At 61.0% G+C, this 22428-nt stretch carries 14 protein-coding genes; 13 read left to right on the top strand and 1 reads right to left on the bottom strand.

The window, feature by feature from the left end:
* Window positions 1–103: 103 nt before the first annotated feature.
* Window positions 104–580 (top strand): hypothetical protein, encoded by a 477-nt coding sequence (locus tag ASF13_RS24730; RefSeq protein WP_072166262.1) that lies wholly within the window; start codon window positions 104–106, stop codon window positions 578–580.
* Between the two features lie 81 nt (window positions 581–661).
* Here ASF13_RS24730 and katG read toward each other — a convergent pair whose 3' ends face one another.
* Window positions 662–2866 carry a catalase/peroxidase HPI gene (gene katG / locus ASF13_RS02525; protein ID WP_056232377.1) on the bottom strand — a complete coding sequence of 735 codons (2205 nt, stop codon included), beginning with the start codon at window positions 2864–2866 and terminating at the stop codon, window positions 662–664.
* Between the two features lie 294 nt (window positions 2867–3160).
* On the opposite strand from katG, the gene ASF13_RS02530 reads away from it, so the two are divergent.
* From ASF13_RS02530 to alaS, 12 genes are all read left to right on the top strand, one after another.
* A complete protein-coding gene (locus tag ASF13_RS02530) occupies window positions 3161–4714 on the top strand; it encodes a BCCT family transporter (RefSeq protein ID WP_056232182.1) in 1554 nt (517 codons plus the stop codon).
* A gap of 381 nt (window positions 4715–5095) precedes the next feature.
* Entirely contained in the window at window positions 5096–5602 is a 507-nt protein-coding gene (locus tag ASF13_RS02535) for an RcnB family protein (RefSeq protein ID WP_056232184.1), read from the top strand.
* Between the two features lie 509 nt (window positions 5603–6111).
* A complete protein-coding gene (locus tag ASF13_RS23160) occupies window positions 6112–7344 on the top strand; it encodes a TonB family protein (RefSeq protein ID WP_072166263.1) in 1233 nt (410 codons plus the stop codon).
* A gap of 42 nt (window positions 7345–7386) precedes the next feature.
* Window positions 7387–9942 carry a TonB-dependent siderophore receptor gene (locus tag ASF13_RS02545; RefSeq protein ID WP_056232187.1) on the top strand — a complete coding sequence of 852 codons (2556 nt, stop codon included), beginning with the start codon at window positions 7387–7389 and terminating at the stop codon, window positions 9940–9942.
* Window positions 9943–10221: 279 nt separating this feature from the next.
* Window positions 10222–12984: a M16 family metallopeptidase gene (locus ASF13_RS02550; RefSeq protein WP_056232188.1), complete on the top strand. Its 2763-nt coding sequence runs from the start codon at window positions 10222–10224 to the stop codon at window positions 12982–12984.
* On the top strand, window positions 12981–14648 hold the full coding sequence (locus ASF13_RS02555) for an ABC transporter ATP-binding protein/permease (protein ID WP_056232191.1): 1668 nt from the start codon (window positions 12981–12983) through the stop codon (window positions 14646–14648). The genes ASF13_RS02550 and ASF13_RS02555 overlap by 4 nt, the downstream gene beginning before the upstream one ends.
* Window positions 14649–14780: 132 nt before the next feature.
* Entirely contained in the window at window positions 14781–15863 is a 1083-nt protein-coding gene (gene mltB / locus ASF13_RS02560) for a lytic murein transglycosylase B (protein WP_056232193.1), read from the top strand.
* 89 nt (window positions 15864–15952) lie between these two features.
* Window positions 15953–16729 carry a trans-aconitate 2-methyltransferase gene (gene tam, locus ASF13_RS02565; protein ID WP_056232196.1) on the top strand — a complete coding sequence of 259 codons (777 nt, stop codon included), beginning with the start codon at window positions 15953–15955 and terminating at the stop codon, window positions 16727–16729.
* Between the two features lie 263 nt (window positions 16730–16992).
* Complete coding sequence (gene pncC / locus ASF13_RS02570; RefSeq protein WP_056232198.1) at window positions 16993–17487, top strand: nicotinamide-nucleotide amidase; 495 nt, start codon at window positions 16993–16995, stop codon at window positions 17485–17487.
* A 95-nt stretch (window positions 17488–17582) separates the two neighbouring features.
* Window positions 17583–18650 carry a recombinase RecA gene (recA, locus tag ASF13_RS02575; protein WP_056232201.1) on the top strand — a complete coding sequence of 356 codons (1068 nt, stop codon included), beginning with the start codon at window positions 17583–17585 and terminating at the stop codon, window positions 18648–18650.
* Between the two features lie 363 nt (window positions 18651–19013).
* On the top strand, window positions 19014–19526 hold the full coding sequence (locus tag ASF13_RS02580; RefSeq protein ID WP_056232206.1) for a regulatory protein RecX: 513 nt from the start codon (window positions 19014–19016) through the stop codon (window positions 19524–19526).
* A gap of 136 nt (window positions 19527–19662) precedes the next feature.
* Window positions 19663–22293: an alanine--tRNA ligase gene (alaS, locus tag ASF13_RS02585; protein WP_056232209.1), complete on the top strand. Its 2631-nt coding sequence runs from the start codon at window positions 19663–19665 to the stop codon at window positions 22291–22293.
* The last annotated feature ends 135 nt before the right edge of the window (window positions 22294–22428 follow it).

Consider the following 22428-nt stretch of genomic DNA (forward strand, 5'->3'; position numbering starts at 1 on the left):
TTATAAATCCCCCCCTGCCTAACGCACCATTACCTTTCAGAAATCCTCCGGCGTACTGATAATCTGCAACAGGAAGCACCACTCGCTAAAGGATTTGCGCCCAATGTCACCGATCGCTCGCATCACCCGATATTTACTGCTGACTATCGCCAGCCCGCTTTTACTTAGCGGCTGCCTGTTCCATGATTATTCCACTCCGCACGTTGACGGCACCCTCGCTAACGGGGGTAAACCCATTGTGGGTGCGGCTGTGACGTTAACGGATTTTTGTAAGCCAATAGCGACGTCGCAGACCGATACCAGCGGGCATTTTTCTCTTACACCTGACGGGCACTGGCAGCTGTTTATTCCTGTTGGGCCACAGGATCGTTTGATTCGTTGGGCGGTGGTTGTCGACAGTTCAGAGGGTGAACTCCAGCTGTACAGCAGTCAACGTTTTGGCGGCGTTTTCTCGGGGTACTCAGGCAGCGATCGCCTGACGCTGGCCTGCGATATTGCCGGTGCAGAAGTGGGCAAGCCGTTGCCGGAAACCATGGCATATTGCACACCTGTAACAGACAAAAGCGAAGCCCGGCGCTAAATCAGCCGGGCCTCGTGGTGATCCCGGCCAGATCCCGGCCGGGCTTACATCTTATCAGGCGTATCCGCTACGCCCTCTTACTCACTGCACATCAAACCTGTCCAGCTCCATCACCTTCGTCCACGCCGCGACAAAGTCGGCGACGAACTTCTGCTGCGCATCGTTGCTGGCGTAGACTTCGGCCACCGCGCGCAGGATCGAGTTGGAGCCAAACACCAGGTCGGCGCGGGTGGCGGTATAGCGCTGTTCGCCGCTCTGGCGGTCGCTGCCGCTGAACAGTTCGCTCGATCCTTCCTGCGCCTGCCAGCGGGTGCGCATATCCAGCAGGTTAACGAAGAAGTCGTTGCTCAGCACGCCAGGCCGCGCGGTCAGTACGCCGTGCTGGCTGCCGTCGAAGTTGGTTCCCAGCACGCGCAGGCCGCCGACCAGCACGGTCAGCTCCGGCGGGCTGAGGGTCAGCTGCTGGGCTTTGTCGATCAGCAGCGTTTCGGTCGACGAGCCGCCACGCACCCGGCGATAGTTGCGGAAACCGTCGGCCAGCGGTTCGAGCAGCGCGAAGCTCCCGACGTCGGTCTGATCCTGGCGTGCGTCAACGCGGCCCGGCGTAAAGGGCACGTGGATGCTGATGCCGCCCGCCGCCGCGGCCTGTTCAATTGCCACCACGCCGGCCAGCACGATGACGTCGGCCAGCGAGACCTTGCCGGACGCCTGCTGGATCGCCTGCAGCTGCGGCAGCACGCGGGCGGCGGTGGCGTTCACCGCCCAGCCGTTCTGCGGGGCCAGCGCCAGGCGGGCACCGTTGGCACCGCCGCGCTTGTCGCCGCCGCGGAAGGTCGAGGCGGAGCCCCAGGCGGTCGCCACCAGATCACCGACGCTCAGCCCGCTGGCGGCGATCGCCACCTTCAGGCTGGCAATCTCTTCGGCGCCGGGCTGATGGCTGGCCGCCGGCAGCGGGTCCTGCCACAGCAGGTCTTCTTTTGGCACTTCCGGGCCGAGGTAGCGCGCTTTTGGCCCCATATCGCGGTGGGTCAGCTTGAACCAGGCGCGGGCAAAGGCTTCGTTAAACGACTGCGGATCGTTGAGGAAACGGCGGGAGATCTTATCGAACTCCGGATCGAAACGCAGCGTCAGGTCGGTGACCAGCATGGTCGGCTTGCGCTTCTGGCCGGGGTGGAACGGATCGGGGATGATCGCCTCGGCGTTGCTGGCCTCAAACTGGATCGCCCCCGCCGGGCTGTGGACCCGGGTCCACTCATATTTATACAGGTTCTCGAAGAAGTAGTTGCTCCACTGGGTCGGGGTTTGCGTCCACACCACTTCCAGGCCGGAGGTGATGGCATCCGCGCCGGCACCGCTGGCGTAGCTGCTGTTCCAGCCGAAGCCCTGCGCTTCCAGCGGGGCGGACTCCGGATCGACGCCGACGTGGCTGGCGGCTGCGGCACCGTGGGTTTTACCCAGCGTATGGCCGCCGGCGATCAGCGCGACGATCTCCTCGTCGTCCATGCCCATATTGCCGAAGGTGGCGCGGATCGCCGGGGCGGCCGAGGCGGGTTCGCCGCTGGCTTCCGGCCCTTCCGGGTTAACGTAGATCAGGCCCATTTCGGTGGCGCCGATCGGCGCGCTGGCCAGCGCTTCCGGATGGCGGTGCGCCAGCCACTCTTTCTCATCGCCCCAGTTGACGTCGAGATCCGGTTCCCAGACGTCTTCGCGCCCGGCGGCAAAGCCGAAGGTGCGGAAGCCGGCATTCTCCAGCGAGACGTTACCGGCGAGGATAAACAGGTCGGCCCATGAGATCTTCTGACCGTATTTCTGCTTCACCGGCCACAGCAGGCGGCGCGCTTTGTCGAGGCTGACGTTATCCGGCCAGGCGTTGAGCGGCGCAAAACGCTGCTGGCCACGGCCGGCGCCGCCGCGCCCGTCGATGGTGCGGTAGGTGCCGGCGCTGTGCCACGCCATGCGGATAAACAGGCCGATATAGCTGCCCCAGTCGGCAGGCCACCAGGACTGAGAATCGCTCAGCAGCGCTTTGATATCACCTTTAAGGGCAAAGTAGTCGAGTTTGTTGAATTCACTGCGGTAGTCGAAGGCGCTGCCTAAAGGATTGGAACGGGAGGAGTGCTGATTCAGCAGTTCGACCTTCAGCTGATTAGGCCACCAGTCGGTGTTATTGGTGCCGCTGCCTGCACTGCGCGCCAGCACGCTTTTGTCATCAGACTGGCCGTGAGGGAACGGACATTTTCCTGCGGGTACGGCGTTATTATTATCGCTATCTTGCTCGGTTGACATGCTCATGTTGGGCTCCGTTTGCTTCAGTGAATACCCCTACAATAACTGCCTCTTACTATAAGTGATAAACGTTACAACCGACCAATGTGATAGCCCGTGACTTAGGTAAATCTGCCGTGTCCGCCTCCGCCCACGCCGCATCCCACTTTTGAGTTTTTCGTAAAAATACGATGCCTTTTTTAATTGAACGTTCAATTAATCACGCATATGCTGCAAAAACATCAATTAATTGTGATTTTTATTGATGCTTATAGCTAAAAGCGGCCCGTTAACTCCCCCCTTATGGAAAACATCATGACAGTGATTCGTCAGCAACCCGATGAAAGTCCGCCCGCGCAGCGGCTTAACCTGCCGGTCTTTATCGGCTCCGCGGCGGTGATTACGCTGCTCAGCCTGCCGATCGTGCTGTACCCGGTCGCCAGTCAGCGTTGGCTGGAGCAGGCCCAGCAGTGGATGGCCGACGTGTTTGGCTGGTACTACATGCTGCTGATGGTGGTGTGCATGCTGTTTGTGTTCTGGCTGGCGCTGTCGCGCTTTGGCACGCTGAAGCTGGGCCATGAGCACGATGAGCCTGAATTCAGCTATTTATCCTGGGTGGCGATGCTGTTTTCCGCCGGGATCGGCATCGCGCTGGTCTACTACGGTGCCTACGAACCGCTCGACCACTTCCTGCAGCCGCCGGAAGGTAGCGGGGGTACGGTACAGGCGGCACGCAACGCCATGGTACTGACCTTCCTGCACTGGGGCCTGCACGGCTGGGCGCTGTATGCGCTGATTGCGACGGCGCTCGCCTGGTTTGCTTACCGCGGCGGGCGGCCGCTGGCGCTGCGTTCGGCGCTGTATGGCCTGTGTGGCGATCGTATTAACGGCTGGCCCGGCCATCTGGTGGACGGCTTTGGTATTCTGGTCACGGTGATTTCGATGGTGACCAATCTCGGCATTGGCGCGCTGCTGGTCAGCTCAGGGCTGAACTACCTGTTCCAGGTGCCGCAAACCCCCCTGGTCATCACCGGTCTGCTGGTGGCGATGATGGTGGTGGCAACGCTGGCGGCGGTCAGCGGGGTAGAGAAGGGGATTGCCATGCTGTCGCGTGTTAACGTGGTACTGCTGTGCCTGCTGCTGCTGTTTGTATTTATCGCCGGTCCGACGCTGCACCTGCTTAACGGCCTGCTGCAGAACACCGGCGACTATCTCTCCGCGCTGGTGAGAAAAAGCTTCGATGTCTATCTCTATGGTCAGGCGCGGCACTGGCAGGGGATGTGGACGCTGTTTTACTGGGCGTGGTGGGTGTCATGGGCACCGTTCGTTGGCCTGTTTATCGCCCGTATCTCACGCGGGCGCACCGTGCGCCAGCTGATTTTCGGCGTGATGCTGATCCCGCTGGGCTTCACCCTCGCCTGGCTGTCGCTGTTCGGCAACACCGCCATTGCGCTGGTGCTGGAACAGGGTAATGCGCTGCTGGGAAGGGTGGCCCTGAACGACCCGCCGATGACGGTGTACCAGCTGCTGGCGTCGCTGCCGTGGACGCGGGTGACCGCCGGCTTTACCGTGGTAATCAGCTTCTTCCTGTTTCTGACCCCGGTCGACTCCGGCACCCTGATGATCGCTAACCTCTCCTCGCGCGGCGGCTCAATCCGCGATGATGCACCGGCATGGCTGCGGGTGTTCTGGGCGGTGGTGACCACCGTGGTGTGCTGTGCGCTGCTCTCTGCCGGCAGCTTCAACGCCATGCAGACCGCCGTGGTGCTGTGCGGCCTGCCGTTCTCGCTGGTGATCCTGCTGTATATCATTAGCCTGTACCGCGACCTGCAGCGCACGGAGCTGGCGTTGCCTGGCCCGCCGCGCTGACCCACTGCGCCCCGGCCGCCAGGCCGGGGCATAATACCTGCGGGCAGGCGGCGCTGCTTAACCGGTAACGCTGACCGTACGCGCCACGATCTCCCCTGCGGAGCAGCGATGCTGCTCAGCCAGCAACCCTGATCGAACGCGCCCCGGCTGCCTGACGTTGCCAACCCCGGGTTACCCGCCCGCCGCTGTCATCTTTTCTGACAATAATTCCCACAGCAGGCGCCGATATCCTATTAATATTGCGTCAGTTGTGCCGGAACCATTCCACCGTTATGCCCTCTAACGTCTGACTGACGGCGGAGACCGGTGCCCGCCCGCTCATACTGGCCGGCCGGGTTGCTGCACAGAACGGCCGGCAGGTGAACCCCATTTGGAGAAGCTATGCGTAAGTTAAACGTCATGTTGTGTTCCGCCGTTTTCTCAGTAGCGGCCCTTGCTACGACCTCAGTCGCCTTTGCCGCCGGTGAAGCCGACGCCCCGGCCGCCGCGCCTGAAACCAGCAGCGCGCCGGCGGCCGCAGATCAATCTGCTGCCCCAGCGCTTACCCCGGACGCTCCGGCAACCCCGCCGGTGCAGACCCCGCAGAGCCAGAACGCGCTTTCCGGCGCTGACGAGCAGGGCGCGGCGGCGGAAAGCCAGAGCAACCCGGCGGACCCGTATGAGGTGAAAACCTTCTTCGCCGATTTTAAACGCTTCACCCTCGGTGACGTGGTGCCGGACCTCTACCGCAGCAAAAAATATATTGTCAGCGACTGGAAAACCCGCCACCTGCCGGCACCGGAGGCCAGCAGCCACTGGACCTATATGGGCGGCAACTATGTGCTGATTACCGATGCAGAAGGGAAGATCCTGTCGGCTAAATCCGGCGAAATCTTCTACAAACAGTAACCGGCTACGCATTCTCCTCAGCTGATTATCCGTCCGCGCCTGCCGTATCGGCAGGCCGTTCCCGCTCTCTGATTTTTCCGATCTGGCAGGCCTTTTCTGCTCTCTGATTCTGTCGCTATAGCAGGCAGTTCCTGCCGCCTCTGATTCTGCTGCACTCGCAGGCCGTGCCTGACGCCTCTGATTGCGGTACTGAAAATCTGTTCCTGTTATCCCGATCCTGCCGCGCTGGCCGGACATTCCACTCGTTCGTAAGCCAGCCCCAGTTATTTTGACAGTGTAAGCCTTTACACTTCCTTGTCAGTTTATAGAAAACCACTATTTTTCAAGTTGTTGAGTCTTTTTTTAGCAACAGATTTGTTGACGTTTAGCACGGTTTTGTTCGCCAGGTGTAAATTTTAATTGCTAATAATTATCGTTTGTAAAATAATTATCATTCAGCTATATGGCATAACGTGATGATATGTAGCGTTTTTAGCTAAAAAGATTATTAACGGCACCAGGGGTTGGATGTGAAAAACTCACAGACGTTGACAGCAGACGGGTTTACGACGGGGGAGCGCTGGCCGGTGAAATGGCGGCTGCCCGGCGTAGTCACGCTGTCGATCCTGCTGCACGTGGCGCTGATCGTCGGCCTGCTGCGTGAAGAGCGGGTGCCGCCGCTGGTGATGGCCGGTAACGCCGGCGGCGCGGTGGCCTTCAGCGTGCTCAGCGCCAGCCACGGCCAGCCCGCAGCCGCGGCTTCATCACCACCTGCCGCCATGGCGGTGAACCCGTCCTCCGCGCTGCCCGCCGGCGCGTCCGCTGCGCAACCCACCGGTACGGCTGCTGGCGAGAGCGCACGCCCGCTGGCGACCGAAGTGACCCTGCCCGATCCGGAAATTGCTTTACCCCGTGCGCGCGAGGCCGCCCGTGATGCCGGGCTGAAAGCGGCGGCTTCGCGTCAGAAAAACGCCCAGCCCGTGGCGCCGCAGCAGGCCGCCGACCCCGAGCGCCGCACGGCCCGTCATAGCGAAAGCCAGGCGGCCCCGGTTAAGCCTGAGCGTCGGCCACTGAGCGACCGCCGCACTGATGCAGAGGCAACCCGCCAGGAGACCCCGGCGGTCGCTCCGTCGACAACGCGGCAGACCACGCCAGCGGCAACCCCGCCGGCCACCCGTCAGAGCGCATCAGTGGTTACCCAGGCGGCTAACCGGCAGGCCGAACGCTCGCCACGCGCGGTTGCGGAGGCTGCTCAGCCCAGCCGCCAGCCCACCGTCGTCAGACAGCCGGTTAGCGAGGCGGCCGTCGTCCGTAACGCTGCTGCGCAGAACGCGCCAACCACATCGACCCACGCCACCGCTCAGGCCAACGCCGTAACGGGTGGCCAGGCCGCAGCGGCCAGCGGCAGCTCCCGCCAGGCCGCCGGCAGCGCGCTGAACGCCGGCAGCAGCGACAGCGGCAACGCCGCGCGGGGCGCGGGCAGCAGCAATAACCAGAATTTCCGTGCGCTGCACCGGCGGGTCGATTATCCACAGCGCGCCAAAGCGCTGGGGGTGGAAGGGCGGGTGCGCATTAAGTTTGACGTCACCGCCAGCGGCACCGTGACCAACGTACGAATTTTGTCTGAAACACCGGTCGGCGTATTTGCTCAGTCGGTGACCAAAGATATTGCCCGCTGGCGTTATCAGACGCAGGCGGCGGTTAACGACCAGGTTGCCTCGATCGTGTTTAAATTAAATGGCCAGGTCGCGCTCGAAAATTAAAATATTTTTTTGTTACAGCAATTATAAACCTCGGGAAAAACAGTGAACAAACTCGGTATTATTATGGCACTCTCGCTGGTGCCAGCTGCGGCTATGGCCCAGCAGGATGACAATACGGACGCTCAGTCATTAAACAACGCTGAAACACAGCAGAATACCCCGGCTGAGAATACGGCAGGGGAAGATACTATTCTGGTGCGATCCACGCCGACCAGCCAGTCGATGGGCACCCAGATCCTCACTAAAGAGCAGATCGCCCGGATGCCGACCCAGAACGGCACCATTACCGAGCTGCTGAAGCACAACCCTAACGTGCGCTTCGCCAATACCACCGACAGCAGCAACACGCCGGGGGAAATTGCGCCGGAAAACGTCTCCTTCCACGGTGAGAAGTTCTATAACAACAACTTTATGATCGACGGCCTGTCGAACAACAACACCATTAACCCGGGGGCGAACGGCGGGGAACTGAGTAACGATCCCGATGGGTTCTCCCCAACCGATCTGCCCGCTGGCGGCACCCAGTCATACTGGATCAACTCTGAGCTGGTAGAGCAGCTGGAGGTGTTCGACAGCAACGTCTCGGCGAAATACGGTGACTTTACCGGCGGGGTGGTGGATGCGCGCCTGAAAGATCCGGACCTGGAAAAGTCCTCCGGAAAAATTTCCTACCGCACGACCCGCGACGCCTGGACGCGCTATCACATTGATGAAGCCATCGGTGAAGATTTTTACTCGGCCACCAAACACACCTATCAGCCGAAGTTCAAAAAAGAGTTTTACTCCTTCTCTGCGAATCAGCCACTCAGTGATAAAGCCGGTTTTATCTTTGCCTATAACCGTCAGAAGTCGACCATTCCTTTTTATCAGTCGGCGCTGGAAGAGTGGGACGATCAAACGCGTCTTGCGGAAACGTATTTGCTGAAAGGAACTTATCTGGCCGATAACGGCGATATTTTCCGCCTGACCGGCATGTATTCGCCGCATGAATCGAAGTATTTTAAAACTAACGCCAAAAATGGCTCCTATACCAATACCGGCGGCGGTTATCGCACCAATATAGAGTGGGAGCACGTGGCTGACTGGGGGAAAATGACCAGTCTTGCCGGTTACCAGTTTGAAGAAAACAAAATCGACCATGAGTCTGATACCTATCAGACCTGGCGTCATTACACCACCGCCAGTAATTTTGTCTCTAACGTGATTACCTGGGGCAGCGCCAACGGTAACCTGGGGGGATATGGATCCTTCGCCACGGAGAAACGTACCACCACGCTGAAGCAGGACTATGAGCTGAACCCGATTAAGTTTATGGGGCTACAGCATCAGTTAGACCTTGGCTGGGAAGTGGATCTCTACAGCGCCCGCTACAAGCGTTTTCGGGATGTTAATCTGAGCCGGGGTACCTCGACCATTGACAGAAACGTGGTCTGTCAGTCAGGCGATGACTTCTGTATCGACGGTGAGCAGTACTTCAAAAGCGTGACCCTGTACCCGGCCCGCGAAGTCACCGGCAACTACACCAACTATGCGGTTTATCTGCAGGACAGCATGAACTTCGGCAATCTGGAAGTGACGCCGGGCGTGCGCGCCCAGTATGACGACTTCCTTGGCAACCTGACGCTGGCCCCGCGCTTTGCCACCTCGTATGACGTATTTGGCGACCGCACCACCCGCGTGTTTGGTGGTGCCAACCGCTACTACGGGCAGAACCTGCTGGCCTATAAGCTGCGCCAGGGCATCAGCTCTTACAATATCCTTACCCGTACCAGCGCAACCGATGCCTGGACGGTGGGGGATACGCGTACTAACGCTATTGACTACGATATCTCCAGCCTGAAAACCCCGTACAGCGACGAACTGTCACTTGGGCTTTCCCAGCGCATCGGCGACACGCTGTGGACGGCGAAGTGGGTCAACCGCAGCGGTCAGGATCAGTTCGGTCGTAAAACGGTAACCGACGCCGATGGTGGTAAAAGCTACGTGCTGGATAACAATGCCAAAACCCGCGGCGATACCTTCTCGTTAAGCGCCGAGCCGATCAGCCCGATGCAGTTTGGCTGGGCCGACGTCAGCTGGTCGCTGGGCGCGAGCATCGTGAAAAACAAATCCAGCTCGCAGACCTACTACGAGCAGAGCGACACCGATGAAAATATGGTGATCTTCGACGGTAAGTTAATCGAAAAAGGGGCAATGGATGCGCTGGACTTCAACACGCCGTGGACCGCCTTTGTCAACGTCAATACCTTCTTCCCGGCGATCCGCCTGAACTGGAACCAGAATATCGGCTATACCGCCGGTTACAGCGGTTACACCACCAGCACCGTTAGCTGCCCGTCAGAAGACGGAGCCTGCGGCAGCTATGAAGGTTCCGCCACCCGGTACGACAAGATCAAGTTTAAGGACTATATCTCCTACGACTGGCGCTTCAGCTACAACCAGCCGGTGTACAAAGATCAGAGCGTTGACCTGACGCTGGACGTGATCAACGTGCTGGACTCGGTGATCGAAACCTCGCAGACCACCGGTGCCAACTCCAAAGTCGTCACCTACAAAGCCGGACGTCAGTTCTGGCTGGGCGTGGCGTACAACTGGTAAGAGGGCAACCGGGCTGGCGTAAGCGGTTGCCCGGTGAGCCATCTTATTCGCGGCTGGCTTAGCCCCTGCCGGGTTAATCAGCTCGCCGTGCAGGCTTGCATGCCTGCCGGGTTAATCCGCTCGCCAGGCAGGCTTAAACACCTGCCGGTTAAGTCGTTATCCCAGGCAGGCTTAAACGCCTGCCTGTAAATCAGTCATCCCGGGCCGGCTCTTCCGCCCGCCCGGTTAATCAGCAAACCGTGAGTGCGTGTTTGCGCGTTCCGGTACAGGAAATTTGCAATGAAGCAATGGCGAAACTTAAGCGGGCTGGTGGCAATCGTCAGCCTGCTGTTCCTCTTCAACGGCGCGCGGGCGGCGGAAACGCTCAGCCCGCTGCCACAGATTACCGAAGGCGTGCTGGATAACGGCCTGCGCTATACGCTGGTGCCGCTCAGCGGCCAGAAGCAGCGCGTGGACGTGCGGCTGAGCGTGGACGTCGGCTCGATCGATGAGCAGGATAACGAGTCCGGCGTGGCGCATATGCTGGAGCATCTGGTGTTCCGCGCCAGCGAGCAGTATCCGCAGGGCGTGGCCACCCAGCTGCACCAGCGCGGCTGGGTGCGGGCGCAGCACTACAACGCGATGACCAACTACGAGCGCACCCTGTATATGTTCAGCCCGCCGGGCGGAGCGGGGCAGCTGGACGTGGCGCTGGAGTCTCTGAGCCAGATGGCCGGGCATGCCCGCCTGACCCAGCGCGACCTTGACGACGAGCGGCGCATTATTCTGGAAGAGTGGCGCGGCAAGCTGGGCGTGGCCGAGCGCATGAACCAGCAGCGCGTGCAGGCTATTCGCCACGGCTCGCGCTACCCGGAGCGCCCGACCATCGGCACTGAGGCTTCTATTCGCAACACCCCGGCCACCACGCTGCAGCAGTTTTATCAGCGCTGGTATCATCCGGGCAATATGCGCCTGCTGGTGATCGGTGACTTCCGGCCAGAGACGGCGGCGGCGGAAATTAAGCGCTATTTCGGCACCCTGCCGGCGGGCGCGGTACCAGAGCGGGACTACTACGAACCGCGCCTGCAGACGCAGCTAAAGGTGGTGCGCCTGCAGGACGGCCAGAGCGGCAGCAGCCAGCTGTCGCTGGTGCTGCGCAGTAATCCTGGCACCACCACCTATGAACAGCGCCTAATCAGCCAGATCGCCCTCTCCAGCGTCAGCCGCCAGATGCGTCGGCAGAAGCCGGAGCTGCCGGCGGAAGTCGGCGGCCTGGTGGTGCGTAAATCGGATATTGGCAAAACCACCGAAGCATTTGGCGTATTTGCCGACGTGATGCCCGACGGGCACCAGGTGGCGCTGCGGGTGCTGCTGCGTGAGGTGGAGCGCGTGCGCCGTTACGGCCTGAGCGACGTCGATATTGCCGACGTGAAGCAGGATATCCGCGACGTGGCGCAGCGCATGGCCGCGAAGCCGGAGCAGCGTGAGTTTGCCGACTGGGTACAGCAGATCTTCACCAGCTGGGCGCAGGGCAAGCCGTATACCGGCAGCCAGCAGCGCGGCCGTGAGGCGCTGGCGGCGCTGGAGACCATCACTAATCAGCAGGTTAACGCACGGCTGCAGCAGTGGCTGACGGCCGGCGACGCGCTGGTGCAGTTCAGCATTCCCGGCAACACGCCGTTTACCCTGCCAACGGCGCAGTCGGTCATCCGCCTGCGCGAGCAGCTGAAAACCGAAACGCTGGCCCCACCGCAGCGCAAGGTGGAGCAGGTGGTGACCGAACTGAAGGTGACCCCGCAGCCGGGGACTATCGCTGCGGTGAAAAGCTTCCCGCAGCAGCAGGTGGAACAGTGGACGCTGAGCAACGGCGATCGGGTGGTGCTGCTGCGTACGCCGCTGGCGAAAGATAAAGTCTGGCTGTCTGGCCGCAGCGCGGCGGGCTTTAACACCGCCGGGCTCAATCCGTGGCAGTCGCAGCTGGCGACCCAGCTGGTGGGGCAGAGCGGCCCGCAGGGCTGGCAGGGCGAACAGCTGGTGGCGTGGAAGCAGCAGAAAGCCGTATCGTCTGGCGTGAGCCAGCTGCCGGACGAGCTGCAGTACACCGGCCAGTCTTCCCGCGAGGCGCTGGGCGATCTGCTGGCGCTGAACTATGCGTTGCAGACTGCCGCGGGCATCGCCCCGGACGTGATGAAAGAGAGCCTGCTGCGGCTGGCGCGCCAGCAGGCGGTGGATGCCGGATCGGCAGGCAATGCCCGCGCGCAGGCCACCCGTCTGCTGCGCTACGGCAGCGCGGGCTGGACGCCGCCGACGCAGCAGCAGCTGAAAACGATTGATGCCGGCACGCTGCTGACGCAGTGGCAGACGGCCGCCCGCGCGCCGGTCAGCTGGTTTATTCTGGCCGATATGTCGCCGGAGCTGCTGAAGCCGCTGGCCGAACGCTACCTGGCCGGCATCCCTCGCCAGCCGGTCGCCACGGTACAGCCGGAGCTGCCGCGCAGCGGCCGCTACGAGGAGACGCTGGCGCTGAACGTTGAGCCACGCGCCGACGTGAAGAGCTGGAGCTTTACCCCGCAGACGTGGACGCCGCAGGCGGCGGTGCAGGTCAGCATTGCCCGTAACCTCGCCAGCCAGGCGCTGAAGTCCAGCCTGCGCGACGACGCGCTGGGCATCTACCGCATGCAGATGAACAGCGAGCTGGCGGATCGCCACCAGCGCATCGAGACGGAGGTCAGCTTTACCAGCGCGCCGGAGCGCGCGCAGGAGCTGTGGCAGCGGGCGGAGGCGGTGTTCGCGCAGCTGCCGCAGCAGATCACCCAGCAGCAGATTGACGTGCAGAAGCGCGACTTTATCCGCGCCGAGCAGGGGCGCCAGCAGGATATCTTCACCCTGCAGCGCCGCCTGGAGCTGAGCTATCGCCACTATAACGATCCGCGCTATCTCAGCGACGCCGCACGGCTGGCCGACAGCATCACGCTGGCCGGCGTGCAGGCGATGGCAGCCCGGCTCTATAATCCGCAGAACCGGGTGGTCTCAATTTCGCTGCCGCAGCAGGTGAAAAAGTGAAAAAGGCCGCAGGACAATTCTGGGCGCTGTGTCGCCCGTTCTGGGGCCAGCGCAGCAGCGTACAGGCATGGCTGATTATGCTGGTGATGCTGGCGCTGGGTGGCAGCGTGATCTGGCTTAACGTGCTGTTCGTACAGTGGACCAAGTCGTTCTATGACGCGCTGACGGCGCTGGACGGCGGCAAGATTTATGCGCTGGTGAAGGAGTACGCGCTCTATATTCTGATCTACGTTTTCGCCATCGTCTATGAAGTGTGGTTCCGCAAGCTGTTGATAATCCGCTGGCGCGGCGCGCTGACCGCCGAGCTGGTGGACAGCTGGCTGGCGAAGCGGGCGTTTTACCGCATGTCGCTGAGCGGCCGCGTGGATAACCCCGACCAGCGTATCGCGCAGGATATCGAGATTTTTGTCACCAAAACGATTGGCCTGACCGTCGATCTGCTGCTGAACCCGATCCAGCTGTTTACCTTTGTCTTTATTCTCTGGCAGCTCTCGGGGGTGCAGCAAATCACTCTGTTCGGCAACGAGTGGACCATCCACGGTTATCTGGTGTGGGTGGTGCTGGTCTATACCCTGGCGGGTACGCTGGTCACCCATCTGCTGGGTAAAAAAATGCACGGGCTGACGGTGAGCAAAGAGCGTCTGGAGGGTAACTTCCGCGCCTCGCTGCTGCGCAAGCACGATAACGCCGAGCAGATCGCCCAGTACGGCGGTGAGCAGCAGGAAAAAAGTCACCTCGCGCGCCACTTCCAGGCGGTGACCGGCAACTGGCGCTCGCTGATGAACGCCGAACGTAATATGAATCTGTTTATTGTCGGCTACACCCGCGTCAGCCAGATCGTGCCGGTGTTTGCCGCGCTGCCGCTGCTGCTGAATAAAACCGTCACCTTCGGCGGGCTGATGCAGATCCGTAGCGCCTTTAACCAGGTGCATATCGTGCTGAGCTGGTTTATCCGCGTCTACCCGGCACTGATCGAGCTGTCGGCCAGTATGCAGCGCCTTTCGCAGTTCCGCGCCGAGATCCTGCAACATCAGTCGCAGCAGGAGCAGGCAGATGCCGGTAAACGGTTGCAGATTGGCAGCCTCTCCTTCCGTACCCCGCAGGGGCAGCCGCTGCTGCACAACGTGGCGTTTCACTGTGAACCGGGCAGCTGGAGCAAGCTGACCGGCGAGAGCGGCCTGGGCAAATCGACGCTGCTGCGCACGCTGAACGGCCTGTGGCCCTACTACGACGGCCAGTGGCAGCTGCAGGAAGGTCGCAGCCTGCTGCTGCCGCAGCAGAGCTACCTCGGCCACGGCACGCTGGCGGAGATCCTCTGCTATCCGCAGCCGGTGCTGGCGGCGAGTGACGCGCTGCGTGAGGCGCTGGACAAGGTGGGGCTGGGTGCCTGGCGCGACCGGCTGGACGAGCAGCTGAACTGGGACCGCATCTTCTCCGGCGGCGAACGCCAGCGTCTGGCCTTTGCCCGCGCGCTGCTGGCGCGGCCTGAGACGCTGTGGCTGGACGAAGCCACCAGCAGCCTCGATCACGCCGCCGCCCGTGCGCTGCTGGCGCTGGTGCGCCGCGAGCTGCCGGGCACCACGGTAGTGGCGGTGACCCATCAGCAGGAGCTGGATGACCTGTTCCCGCAGCACTACGACCTCGGCCGTTTCCGCCCGGCCTGACTGACCTCCCCCGCCCGCAGGGGCGGGGGTTGGCGTTTCTTTACATCCCCCGGCACAAATCCGCTTTAACTCTTCCCGCCCTTTGCTTACCATCAGTTTTCTGACTCTTTCTCACCGCTTTATGGATATCCGATGCGTTCTCTGGCTACTCTTCTCCCTGTTGTCGCTTTACTTTCTGCCTGCAGCAGCCAGCCGAAACCGGCCACCGCTGAACCGACGGGCAACCCGTTTAAAGGTAACGGCGGCTTCCTGCTGCAGCCTTCGCACAGCGGTAGCGTGCTGGGCGGCGACTTTGCCGATAACCAGGCCGCCAACGCCTTTATTGATAATATGGTGCGTAAGCACGGTTTTGAGCGTCAGCAGCTGCATGACGTGCTGGCGCAGGCGAAAAACCTCGACTTCGTGCTGCGGCTGATGGACAAACAGGCCCCAACCGCTCAGGGCCCGACCGGCCCGAACGGCGCCTGGCTGCGCTACCGCAGCAAATTCATTACCCCGGATAACGTGCAGAACGGCGTGGCGTTCTGGAACCAGTATCAGGATGCGCTGCAGCGCGCGCAGCAGACCTACGGCGTGCCGCCTGAGATTATCGTCGGCATTATCGGCGTGGAGACGCGCTGGGGGCGGGTGATGGGCAAAACGCGCATTATCGATGCGCTGGCCACGCTGGCCTTTAACTACCCGCGCCGCGCCGCCTACTTCAGCGGCGAACTGGAGACCTTCCTGCTGATGGCGCGCACCGAAGGCGACGATCCGCTGGATCTGCGCGGATCGTTCGCCGGCGCGATGGGCTACGGCCAGTTTATGCCATCGGCGTTTAAAGAGTACGCGGTGGACTTCAACGGTGACGGCCATATCAACCTGTGGGACCCGGTCGACGCCATCGGCAGCGTGGCGCACTATTTCCAGGCGCACGGCTGGGTGACCGGCGGCACGGTAGCCGTCATGGCTAACGGCCAGGCAGCGGGCATGGAGAGCGGTTTCAAAACCCGATACAGCGTCTCCTCGCTGGCGGCGGCGGGGCTGTCGCCACAGATCCCGCTGGATAATAACCAGCAGGTCAGCCTGCTCAAGTTTGACGTCGGCACCAGCTACCAGTACTGGTACGGCTTACCGAACTTCTACGCCATTACCCGTTATAACCACAGCAATCACTATGCGATGGCGGTATGGCAGCTGGGTGAGGCGGTAGGGCGCGCACGTCAGGGGCAGTAAGCGGCAAAACCCTGTTGCATTTCGCTGAGTTATCTCGGTGACAGACGGGCTACACTTAGCCCGTCTGTTCTGACATTCAATGAGGCACAATGAAAGACTGGAACCCCGATCTCTACCGGCAGTTCGAAGCGGAGCGTACGCGACCGGCTGAAGAACTGCTCAGGCGCATCCCTCTTACTCAGATTAATTACGCCACCGATCTCGGCTGCGGCCCCGGCAACAGCACCGAGCTGCTGCATCGCGCCTGGCCCTCTGCGCAGATCACCGGGCTGGACAGTTCGCAGGCGATGATCGACCAGGCGCGGCAGCGGCTGCCCGGCTGTCGCTTCGAGCTGGCCGATATCCGCAGCTGGCAGGCGCGGCCCGCCCAGGATGTGATTTATGCCAACGCCTCGCTGCAGTGGCTGACCGATCACCCGGTGCTGCTGCCGCACCTGGTGGCACAGCTGGCCCCCGGCGGCGTGCTGGCGGTGCAGATGCCGGATAACCTTGACCAGCCCACCCACAGCCTGATGCGTGATGTCGCAGCGCGCCCGGCGTGGCAGGAGAAAATCCCGCCGTCCGCCGCCGACCGCAAGCGGCTGCTCAGCACCGAAGCCTACTACGATCTGCTGACCGCCGCCGGCTGCCGGGTGGATATCTGGCGCACCACCTATTACCACGTGATGCCTTCGGCGGCGGCGGTGGTTGACTGGCTGCGCGCCACCGGGTTGCGGCCTTACCTCGCCGCGCTCAGCGAGGCGGAACAGGCGCAGTACCTGGCAGAGTATCAGGCGGAAATTGAGCGCGCGCTGCCACCGCGCCAGGACGGTAACCGGCTGATGGCCTTCCCGCGCCTGTTTATGGTGGCGCAGAAAGCCGGTTAACCGTACCTGTTTACTGTCGTGCCGTGCTGGCGATCGGCCGCTGACATTCCTGCGTCTGTACAGGAGGCATATTAATTGCTCAATTTTTTCGGGGCGCCGCAGAGCGGCCTGCTATTTTGTGCGGCGCGCGTTGAGAAAAATGTCCCTGCGCCGTAACCGCCCGTACTGCCGCTGAAGGCGCACCGCAAAATCTGCTTTCTCTGCACCGTCGGCCAGGGAAAGGTGCTACTCTTTCGCTCTTCACGTTCGGCAGGAGGGAGAGCATGACCGATAACGAATTACAGCAACTGAGCATCCGTCTTGGCCAGCGGCTGCAGGCCGAAGGTGCCAGCGTCACCGCCGCGGAGTCCTGCACCGGTGGCTGGATCGCCAAGGTGCTGACCGACATCGCCGGCAGCTCGGCCTGGTTCCAGCGCGGCTTTGTCACCTACAGCAACGAAGCCAAGCAGCAGATGATCGGCGTCAGCGCCGCTGCGCTGGCGGAGCACGGCGCGGTGAGCGAAGCGGTGGTGCGTGAGATGGCGCAGGGCGCGCTGCAGGCGGCAGGCGCGGATTACGCGCTCTCGGTTAGCGGCATCGCCGGGCCGGACGGCGGCAGCGATGAAAAACCGGTCGGTACCGTCTGGTTTGGTTTCGCCAGCGCCGGCGGGGAGGTGAGGGCAGAGCGCCGCCGGTTTAGCGGCGACCGTGAGGCGGTTCGTCGCCAGGCCACCGCCCACGCGCTACAGACGCTGCTCGACCACCTTTCTGCAAAATAGAGCTTGATACTGTATGACCATACAGTATAATTAACGCATATTTTTGAACCAAAGCAGCGCCCGCGTATGCTTTACCCGCACGATCAGGAGTAGAAATGGCTATCGACGAAAACAAGCAAAAAGCACTGGCAGCAGCGCTCGGCCAGATTGAAAAGCAGTTTGGCAAAGGTACCATCATGCGCCTGGGTGAAGACCGTACGATGGATGTTGAAACCATCTCTACCGGTTCTTTATCCCTCGATATCGCGCTGGGCGCCGGCGGCCTGCCGATGGGGCGTATCGTTGAGATCTACGGCCCGGAATCTTCCGGTAAAACCACGCTGACCCTGCAGGTGATTGCCGCGGCACAGCGTAAAGGCAAAACCTGTGCCTTTATCGACGCCGAGCACGCCCTTGACCCGGTCTACGCCAAGAAGCTGGGCGTGGACATCGACAACCTGCTCTGTTCCCAGCCGGATACCGGTGAGCAGGCGCTGGAGATCTGTGACGCACTGGCGCGTTCTGGCGCGGTAGACGTGATCATCGTTGACTCCGTAGCGGCGCTGACGCCAAAAGCGGAAATCGAAGGCGAAATCGGTGACTCACATATGGGCCTGGCGGCGCGTATGATGAGCCAGGCGATGCGTAAGCTGGCCGGTAACCTGAAAAACTCCAACACTCTGCTGATCTTTATCAACCAGATCCGCATGAAGATCGGTGTGATGTTCGGTAACCCGGAAACCACCACCGGCGGTAACGCGCTGAAGTTCTACGCCTCCGTGCGCCTGGACATCCGCCGTATCGGCGCGATCAAAGAGGGCGACGAAGTGGTGGGCAGCGAAACCCGCGTGAAAGTGGTTAAAAACAAAATCGCTGCGCCGTTTAAGCAGGCTGAGTTCCAGATCATGTACGGCGAAGGCATTAACACCCTCGGCGAACTGGTGGACCTGGGCGTTAAGCACAAGCTGATCGAGAAAGCCGGTGCCTGGTACAGCTACAACGGTGACAAAATTGGTCAGGGTAAGGCTAACGCCTCTAACTTCCTGAAAGAGAACCCGGCGCTGGCGAACGAGCTGGACACCAAGCTGCGTGCGATGCTGCTGGGTAACCAGGACGACAAGCCTGACTTCGTTCCGGCTCCGCACGAAGCGGATGCAGGCAGCGAAAAAGAAGAAGACTTCTGATCCCTGGCGTGTTTATCAGCCGGTAAGCTGAGCGCCGCAGGCTGATAACCCAGATGAAAAGGAACGGTAACCCCGTTCCTTTTTTTATGGCTCAGGCTGGCCCGCAAACCCACGCTTACCCTTATGGTACCGGGATGCCACGCCATGACGCCGGATCCCCCTCTTTATCGCACCGGGTTACCACGTCATGACGTCGGATCCCCCTCTTAATGGCACCGGGTTACCACGCCATGACGCCGGATACCCGCCTTATCTGTCGAAAAACGGCTGCTTCTGCCGGCTTGCCGTGATTTCTCCTCGCCAGGATTTTGCCCCGGCGTTACCCTTACCTCATTCACCGGCCTCAACACAGGGGAATACCCAATGTCAGACTCCACCGCACGAAACCGACAGACCAAACTGCTGGAGCGGGCCACGCGTATTCTGGCCATGCGCGATCACAGCGAAAGCGAGTTCCGCCGTAAGCTGGTGATCTCAACCGAACGCGCCGCGCAGTTTGCAAAGCAGGAGACGCCGCCGGAACCGCTGAGCAGCGAGGAGATCGACCAGGTGGTGGCCTGGTGCTATCAGCACAACTGGCTGGACGACGCTCGCTTTGCCGAACGCTACCTGAGCTCGCGCAGCCGTAAGGGCTACGGGCCGCAGCGCATCCGCCTGGAGCTGGGGCAGCGCGGGGTGGCGAAAGAGCTGATTGAACAGGCGATGTTTGCGGCGGAAATCGACTGGGCGCGCCAGGCGTTTGTGCTGGCGGAACGCAAGTTTGGCCTGCCTTTTCCCACCGACTGGAAGGAAAAGGCCAAAGTGCAGCGTTATCTGATGAGCAAAGGCTTCTTTAGCGAGGATATCCGCGCTATTTTCGCAAATTTTGACGATTGACCCGCAATGGGATTTTACTTCCCCCGGAAGAAAATTTATCTTATTCACCACTTTTTGTTCGTGCGTCGCCGTTGCCGGCAGCAATACCGGGCCGCCCAGACCACGAAACGTTCTTTAGCGTGATTCCAGGACAAATATGAGCAAGAGCACTGCGGAGATTCGTCAAGCGTTTCTCGACTTTTTCCAGAGTAAGGGACATCAGGTTGTAGCCAGTAGCTCCCTCGTCCCGCACAACGACCCGACGCTGCTGTTTACCAACGCCGGGATGAACCAGTTTAAAGACGTTTTCTTAGGCCAGGACAAGCGCAACTACTCGCGTGCCACCACCTCGCAGCGCTGCGTGCGCGCCGGCGGTAAGCATAACGATTTGGAAAACGTCGGCTATACCGCGCGTCACCACACCTTCTTTGAAATGCTGGGCAACTTCAGCTTTGGTGACTACTTCAAGCCTGAAGCGATCGCCTACGCGTGGGAACTGCTGACCAGCCCTGAGTGGTTCGGCCTGCCGAAAGAGAAACTGTGGGTGACCGTCTACGAGACCGATGACGAAGCCTACGACATCTGGGAACAGAAAATCGGCGTGCCGCGCGAGCGCATTATCCGCATCGGCGACAACAAAGGCGGCGCTTACGCCTCCGATAACTTCTGGCAGATGGGCGATACCGGCCCGTGCGGCCCGTGCTCTGAGATCTTCTTTGACCACGGCGACCACATCTGGGGAGGCCCGCCGGGCAGCCCGGAAGAGGATGGCGACCGCTATATCGAGATCTGGAACATCGTCTTTATGCAGTTCAACCGTCAGTCTGACGGCACCATGCAGCCGCTGCCGAAGCCATCGGTGGATACCGGTATGGGCCTTGAGCGTATCTCGGCGGTGCTGCAGCATGTCAACTCTAACTACGAGATCGACCTGTTCGCTAAGCTGATTAAAGCGGTGGCCGCGGCGACCGGCGCGACCGACCTCAGCAACAAATCCCTGCGGGTGATTGCTGACCACATCCGTTCCTGTGCCTTCCTGATCGCCGACGGCGTGATCCCGTCAAGCGAGAGCCGTGGCTACGTGCTGCGCCGCATCATTCGCCGCGCGGTGCGTCATGGCAATATGCTGGGCGCACAGGGTGCCTTCTTCTGGAAGCTGGTTGCCCCGCTGATTGAAGTGATGGGTGCTGCAGGAGAAGAGCTGCAGCGTCAGCAGGCGCAGGTTGAGCAGATTCTGAAAACCGAAGAAGAGCAGTTTGCCAAAACCCTTGAGCGCGGTCTGGCGCTGCTGGATGACGAGCTGGCGAACCTGCAGGGCGATACCCTCGACGGTGACACCGTGTTCCGCCTGTACGACACCTTTGGTTTCCCGGTGGATCTGACCGCTGACGTGTGCCGCGAGCGCGATCTGAAAATCGACGAAGCCGGCTTTGAACGCGCCATGGAGCAGCAGCGCCAGCGTGCCCGTGACGCCAGCGGCTTTGGTGCCGATTACAGCAACGTGATCCGTCTTGACGCAGCCACCGACTTCAAAGGCTACGAGCAGCAGGCGCTGACCGACGCTACGGTGACCGCCATCTTCGTTAACGGCGAAGCCGCTGATGAAATCAGCGCCGGTCAGGAAGGCGTGGTGGTGCTGGACGAAACGCCGTTCTACGGTGAGTCGGGCGGCCAGGTGGGCGATACCGGTGAACTGAGCGCCGGTAACGTCAGCTTCACGGTGACCGATACCCAAAAGTATGCCAAAGCGTTCGGCCATATCGGTAAGGTGAACAGCGGTACGCTGCGCGTGGGCGATCGCGTCGCAGCAACGATCGACGAACAGCGTCGTGGCCGTATTCGCCTGAACCACTCGGCGACCCACCTGCTGCACGAGGCGTTACGCCAGGTGCTGGGTGAGCACGTCGGTCAGAAAGGCTCGCTGGTTAATGATAAGTACCTGCGCTTTGACTTCTCGCATTTCGAAGCGATGAAGCCGCAGGAACTGCGTCAGGTTGAGGATATCGTCAACGCGCAGATCCGACGTAACCTGGCGATTGAAACCCAGGTGATGGATCTGGAAGAGGCGAAAGCGAAGGGCGCGATGGCGCTGTTCGGCGAGAAATATGAGGACCGCGTGCGCGTGGTGGGCATGGAAGACTTCTCTACCGAGCTGTGCGGCGGTATTCACGCCAACCGGACCGGTGATATCGGCCTGTTCCGCATCCTTTCTGAGTCAGGCACCGCCGCCGGCGTGCGCCGTATTGAAGCGGTGACCGGCGCGGGCGCGCTGGCCCAGGTGGTCGGCCAGAGCGAGCAGCTGCAGGATATTGCGCAGCTGGTAAAAGCCAACAGCAGCAACCTGAATGAAAAAGTTCGCGCGCTGCTCGACCATACCCGCGCGCTGGAAAAAGAGCTGCAGCAGTTGAAAGATCAGCAGGCGGCGAAGGACAGTGCTTCACTGAGCAGCCAGGCGATCGCGCTGAAAGGCACCAGACTGTTGGTCAGCGCGCTGAACAACGTCGAGCCTAAGATGCTGCGTACCATGGTGGACGATCTGAAAAATCAGCTCGGCTCTGCGGTGATTGTGCTGGCAACGGTGGCCGACGGTAAGGTTTCTCTGATTGCCGGGGTGACCAAAGATCTGACCGATCGCGTTAAGGCCGGCGAGCTGGTGGGCGAACTGGCCCAGCAGGTTGGCGGTAAAGGCGGTGGTCGTCCGGATATGGCTCAGGCGGGTGGCACAGATGCTCAGGCACTGCCTGCGGCGCTGGCCGGCGTTGAGTCGTGGGTGGCAGCAAAACTGTAAGACAATAATGAAGTACTGTGACAGAGGGCCGGAGACGCGTGCTCCGGCGCTTTGGTAACGCGGTACGCCCGGTAATCATAAAGTCAGGTTGACGGTGGGCTTTTCGGCTAAACTAAATATCAGCAGAATGTATTG

The organism is Erwinia sp. Leaf53, from assembly GCF_001422605.1.
GTDB lineage: Bacteria > Pseudomonadota > Gammaproteobacteria > Enterobacterales > Enterobacteriaceae > Erwinia.

Excerpts from the sequence above, each read along its gene's own strand:
- ASF13_RS24730 (WP_072166262.1), top strand. The coding sequence starts at position 104 with ATGTCACCGATCGCTCGCATCACCCGATATTTACTGCTGACTATCGCC.
- katG (WP_056232377.1), bottom strand. The coding sequence starts at position 2,866 with ATGTCAACCGAGCAAGATAGCGATAATAATAACGCCGTACCCGCAGGA.
- ASF13_RS02530 (WP_056232182.1), top strand. The coding sequence starts at position 3,161 with ATGACAGTGATTCGTCAGCAACCCGATGAAAGTCCGCCCGCGCAGCGG.
- ASF13_RS02535 (WP_056232184.1), top strand. The coding sequence starts at position 5,096 with ATGCGTAAGTTAAACGTCATGTTGTGTTCCGCCGTTTTCTCAGTAGCG.
- ASF13_RS02550 (WP_056232188.1), top strand. The coding sequence starts at position 10,222 with ATGAAGCAATGGCGAAACTTAAGCGGGCTGGTGGCAATCGTCAGCCTG.
- mltB (WP_056232193.1), top strand. The coding sequence starts at position 14,781 with ATGCGTTCTCTGGCTACTCTTCTCCCTGTTGTCGCTTTACTTTCTGCC.
- tam (WP_056232196.1), top strand. The coding sequence starts at position 15,953 with ATGAAAGACTGGAACCCCGATCTCTACCGGCAGTTCGAAGCGGAGCGT.
- pncC (WP_056232198.1), top strand. The coding sequence starts at position 16,993 with ATGACCGATAACGAATTACAGCAACTGAGCATCCGTCTTGGCCAGCGG.
- recA (WP_056232201.1), top strand. The coding sequence starts at position 17,583 with ATGGCTATCGACGAAAACAAGCAAAAAGCACTGGCAGCAGCGCTCGGC.
- ASF13_RS02580 (WP_056232206.1), top strand. The coding sequence starts at position 19,014 with ATGTCAGACTCCACCGCACGAAACCGACAGACCAAACTGCTGGAGCGG.
- alaS (WP_056232209.1), top strand. The coding sequence starts at position 19,663 with ATGAGCAAGAGCACTGCGGAGATTCGTCAAGCGTTTCTCGACTTTTTC.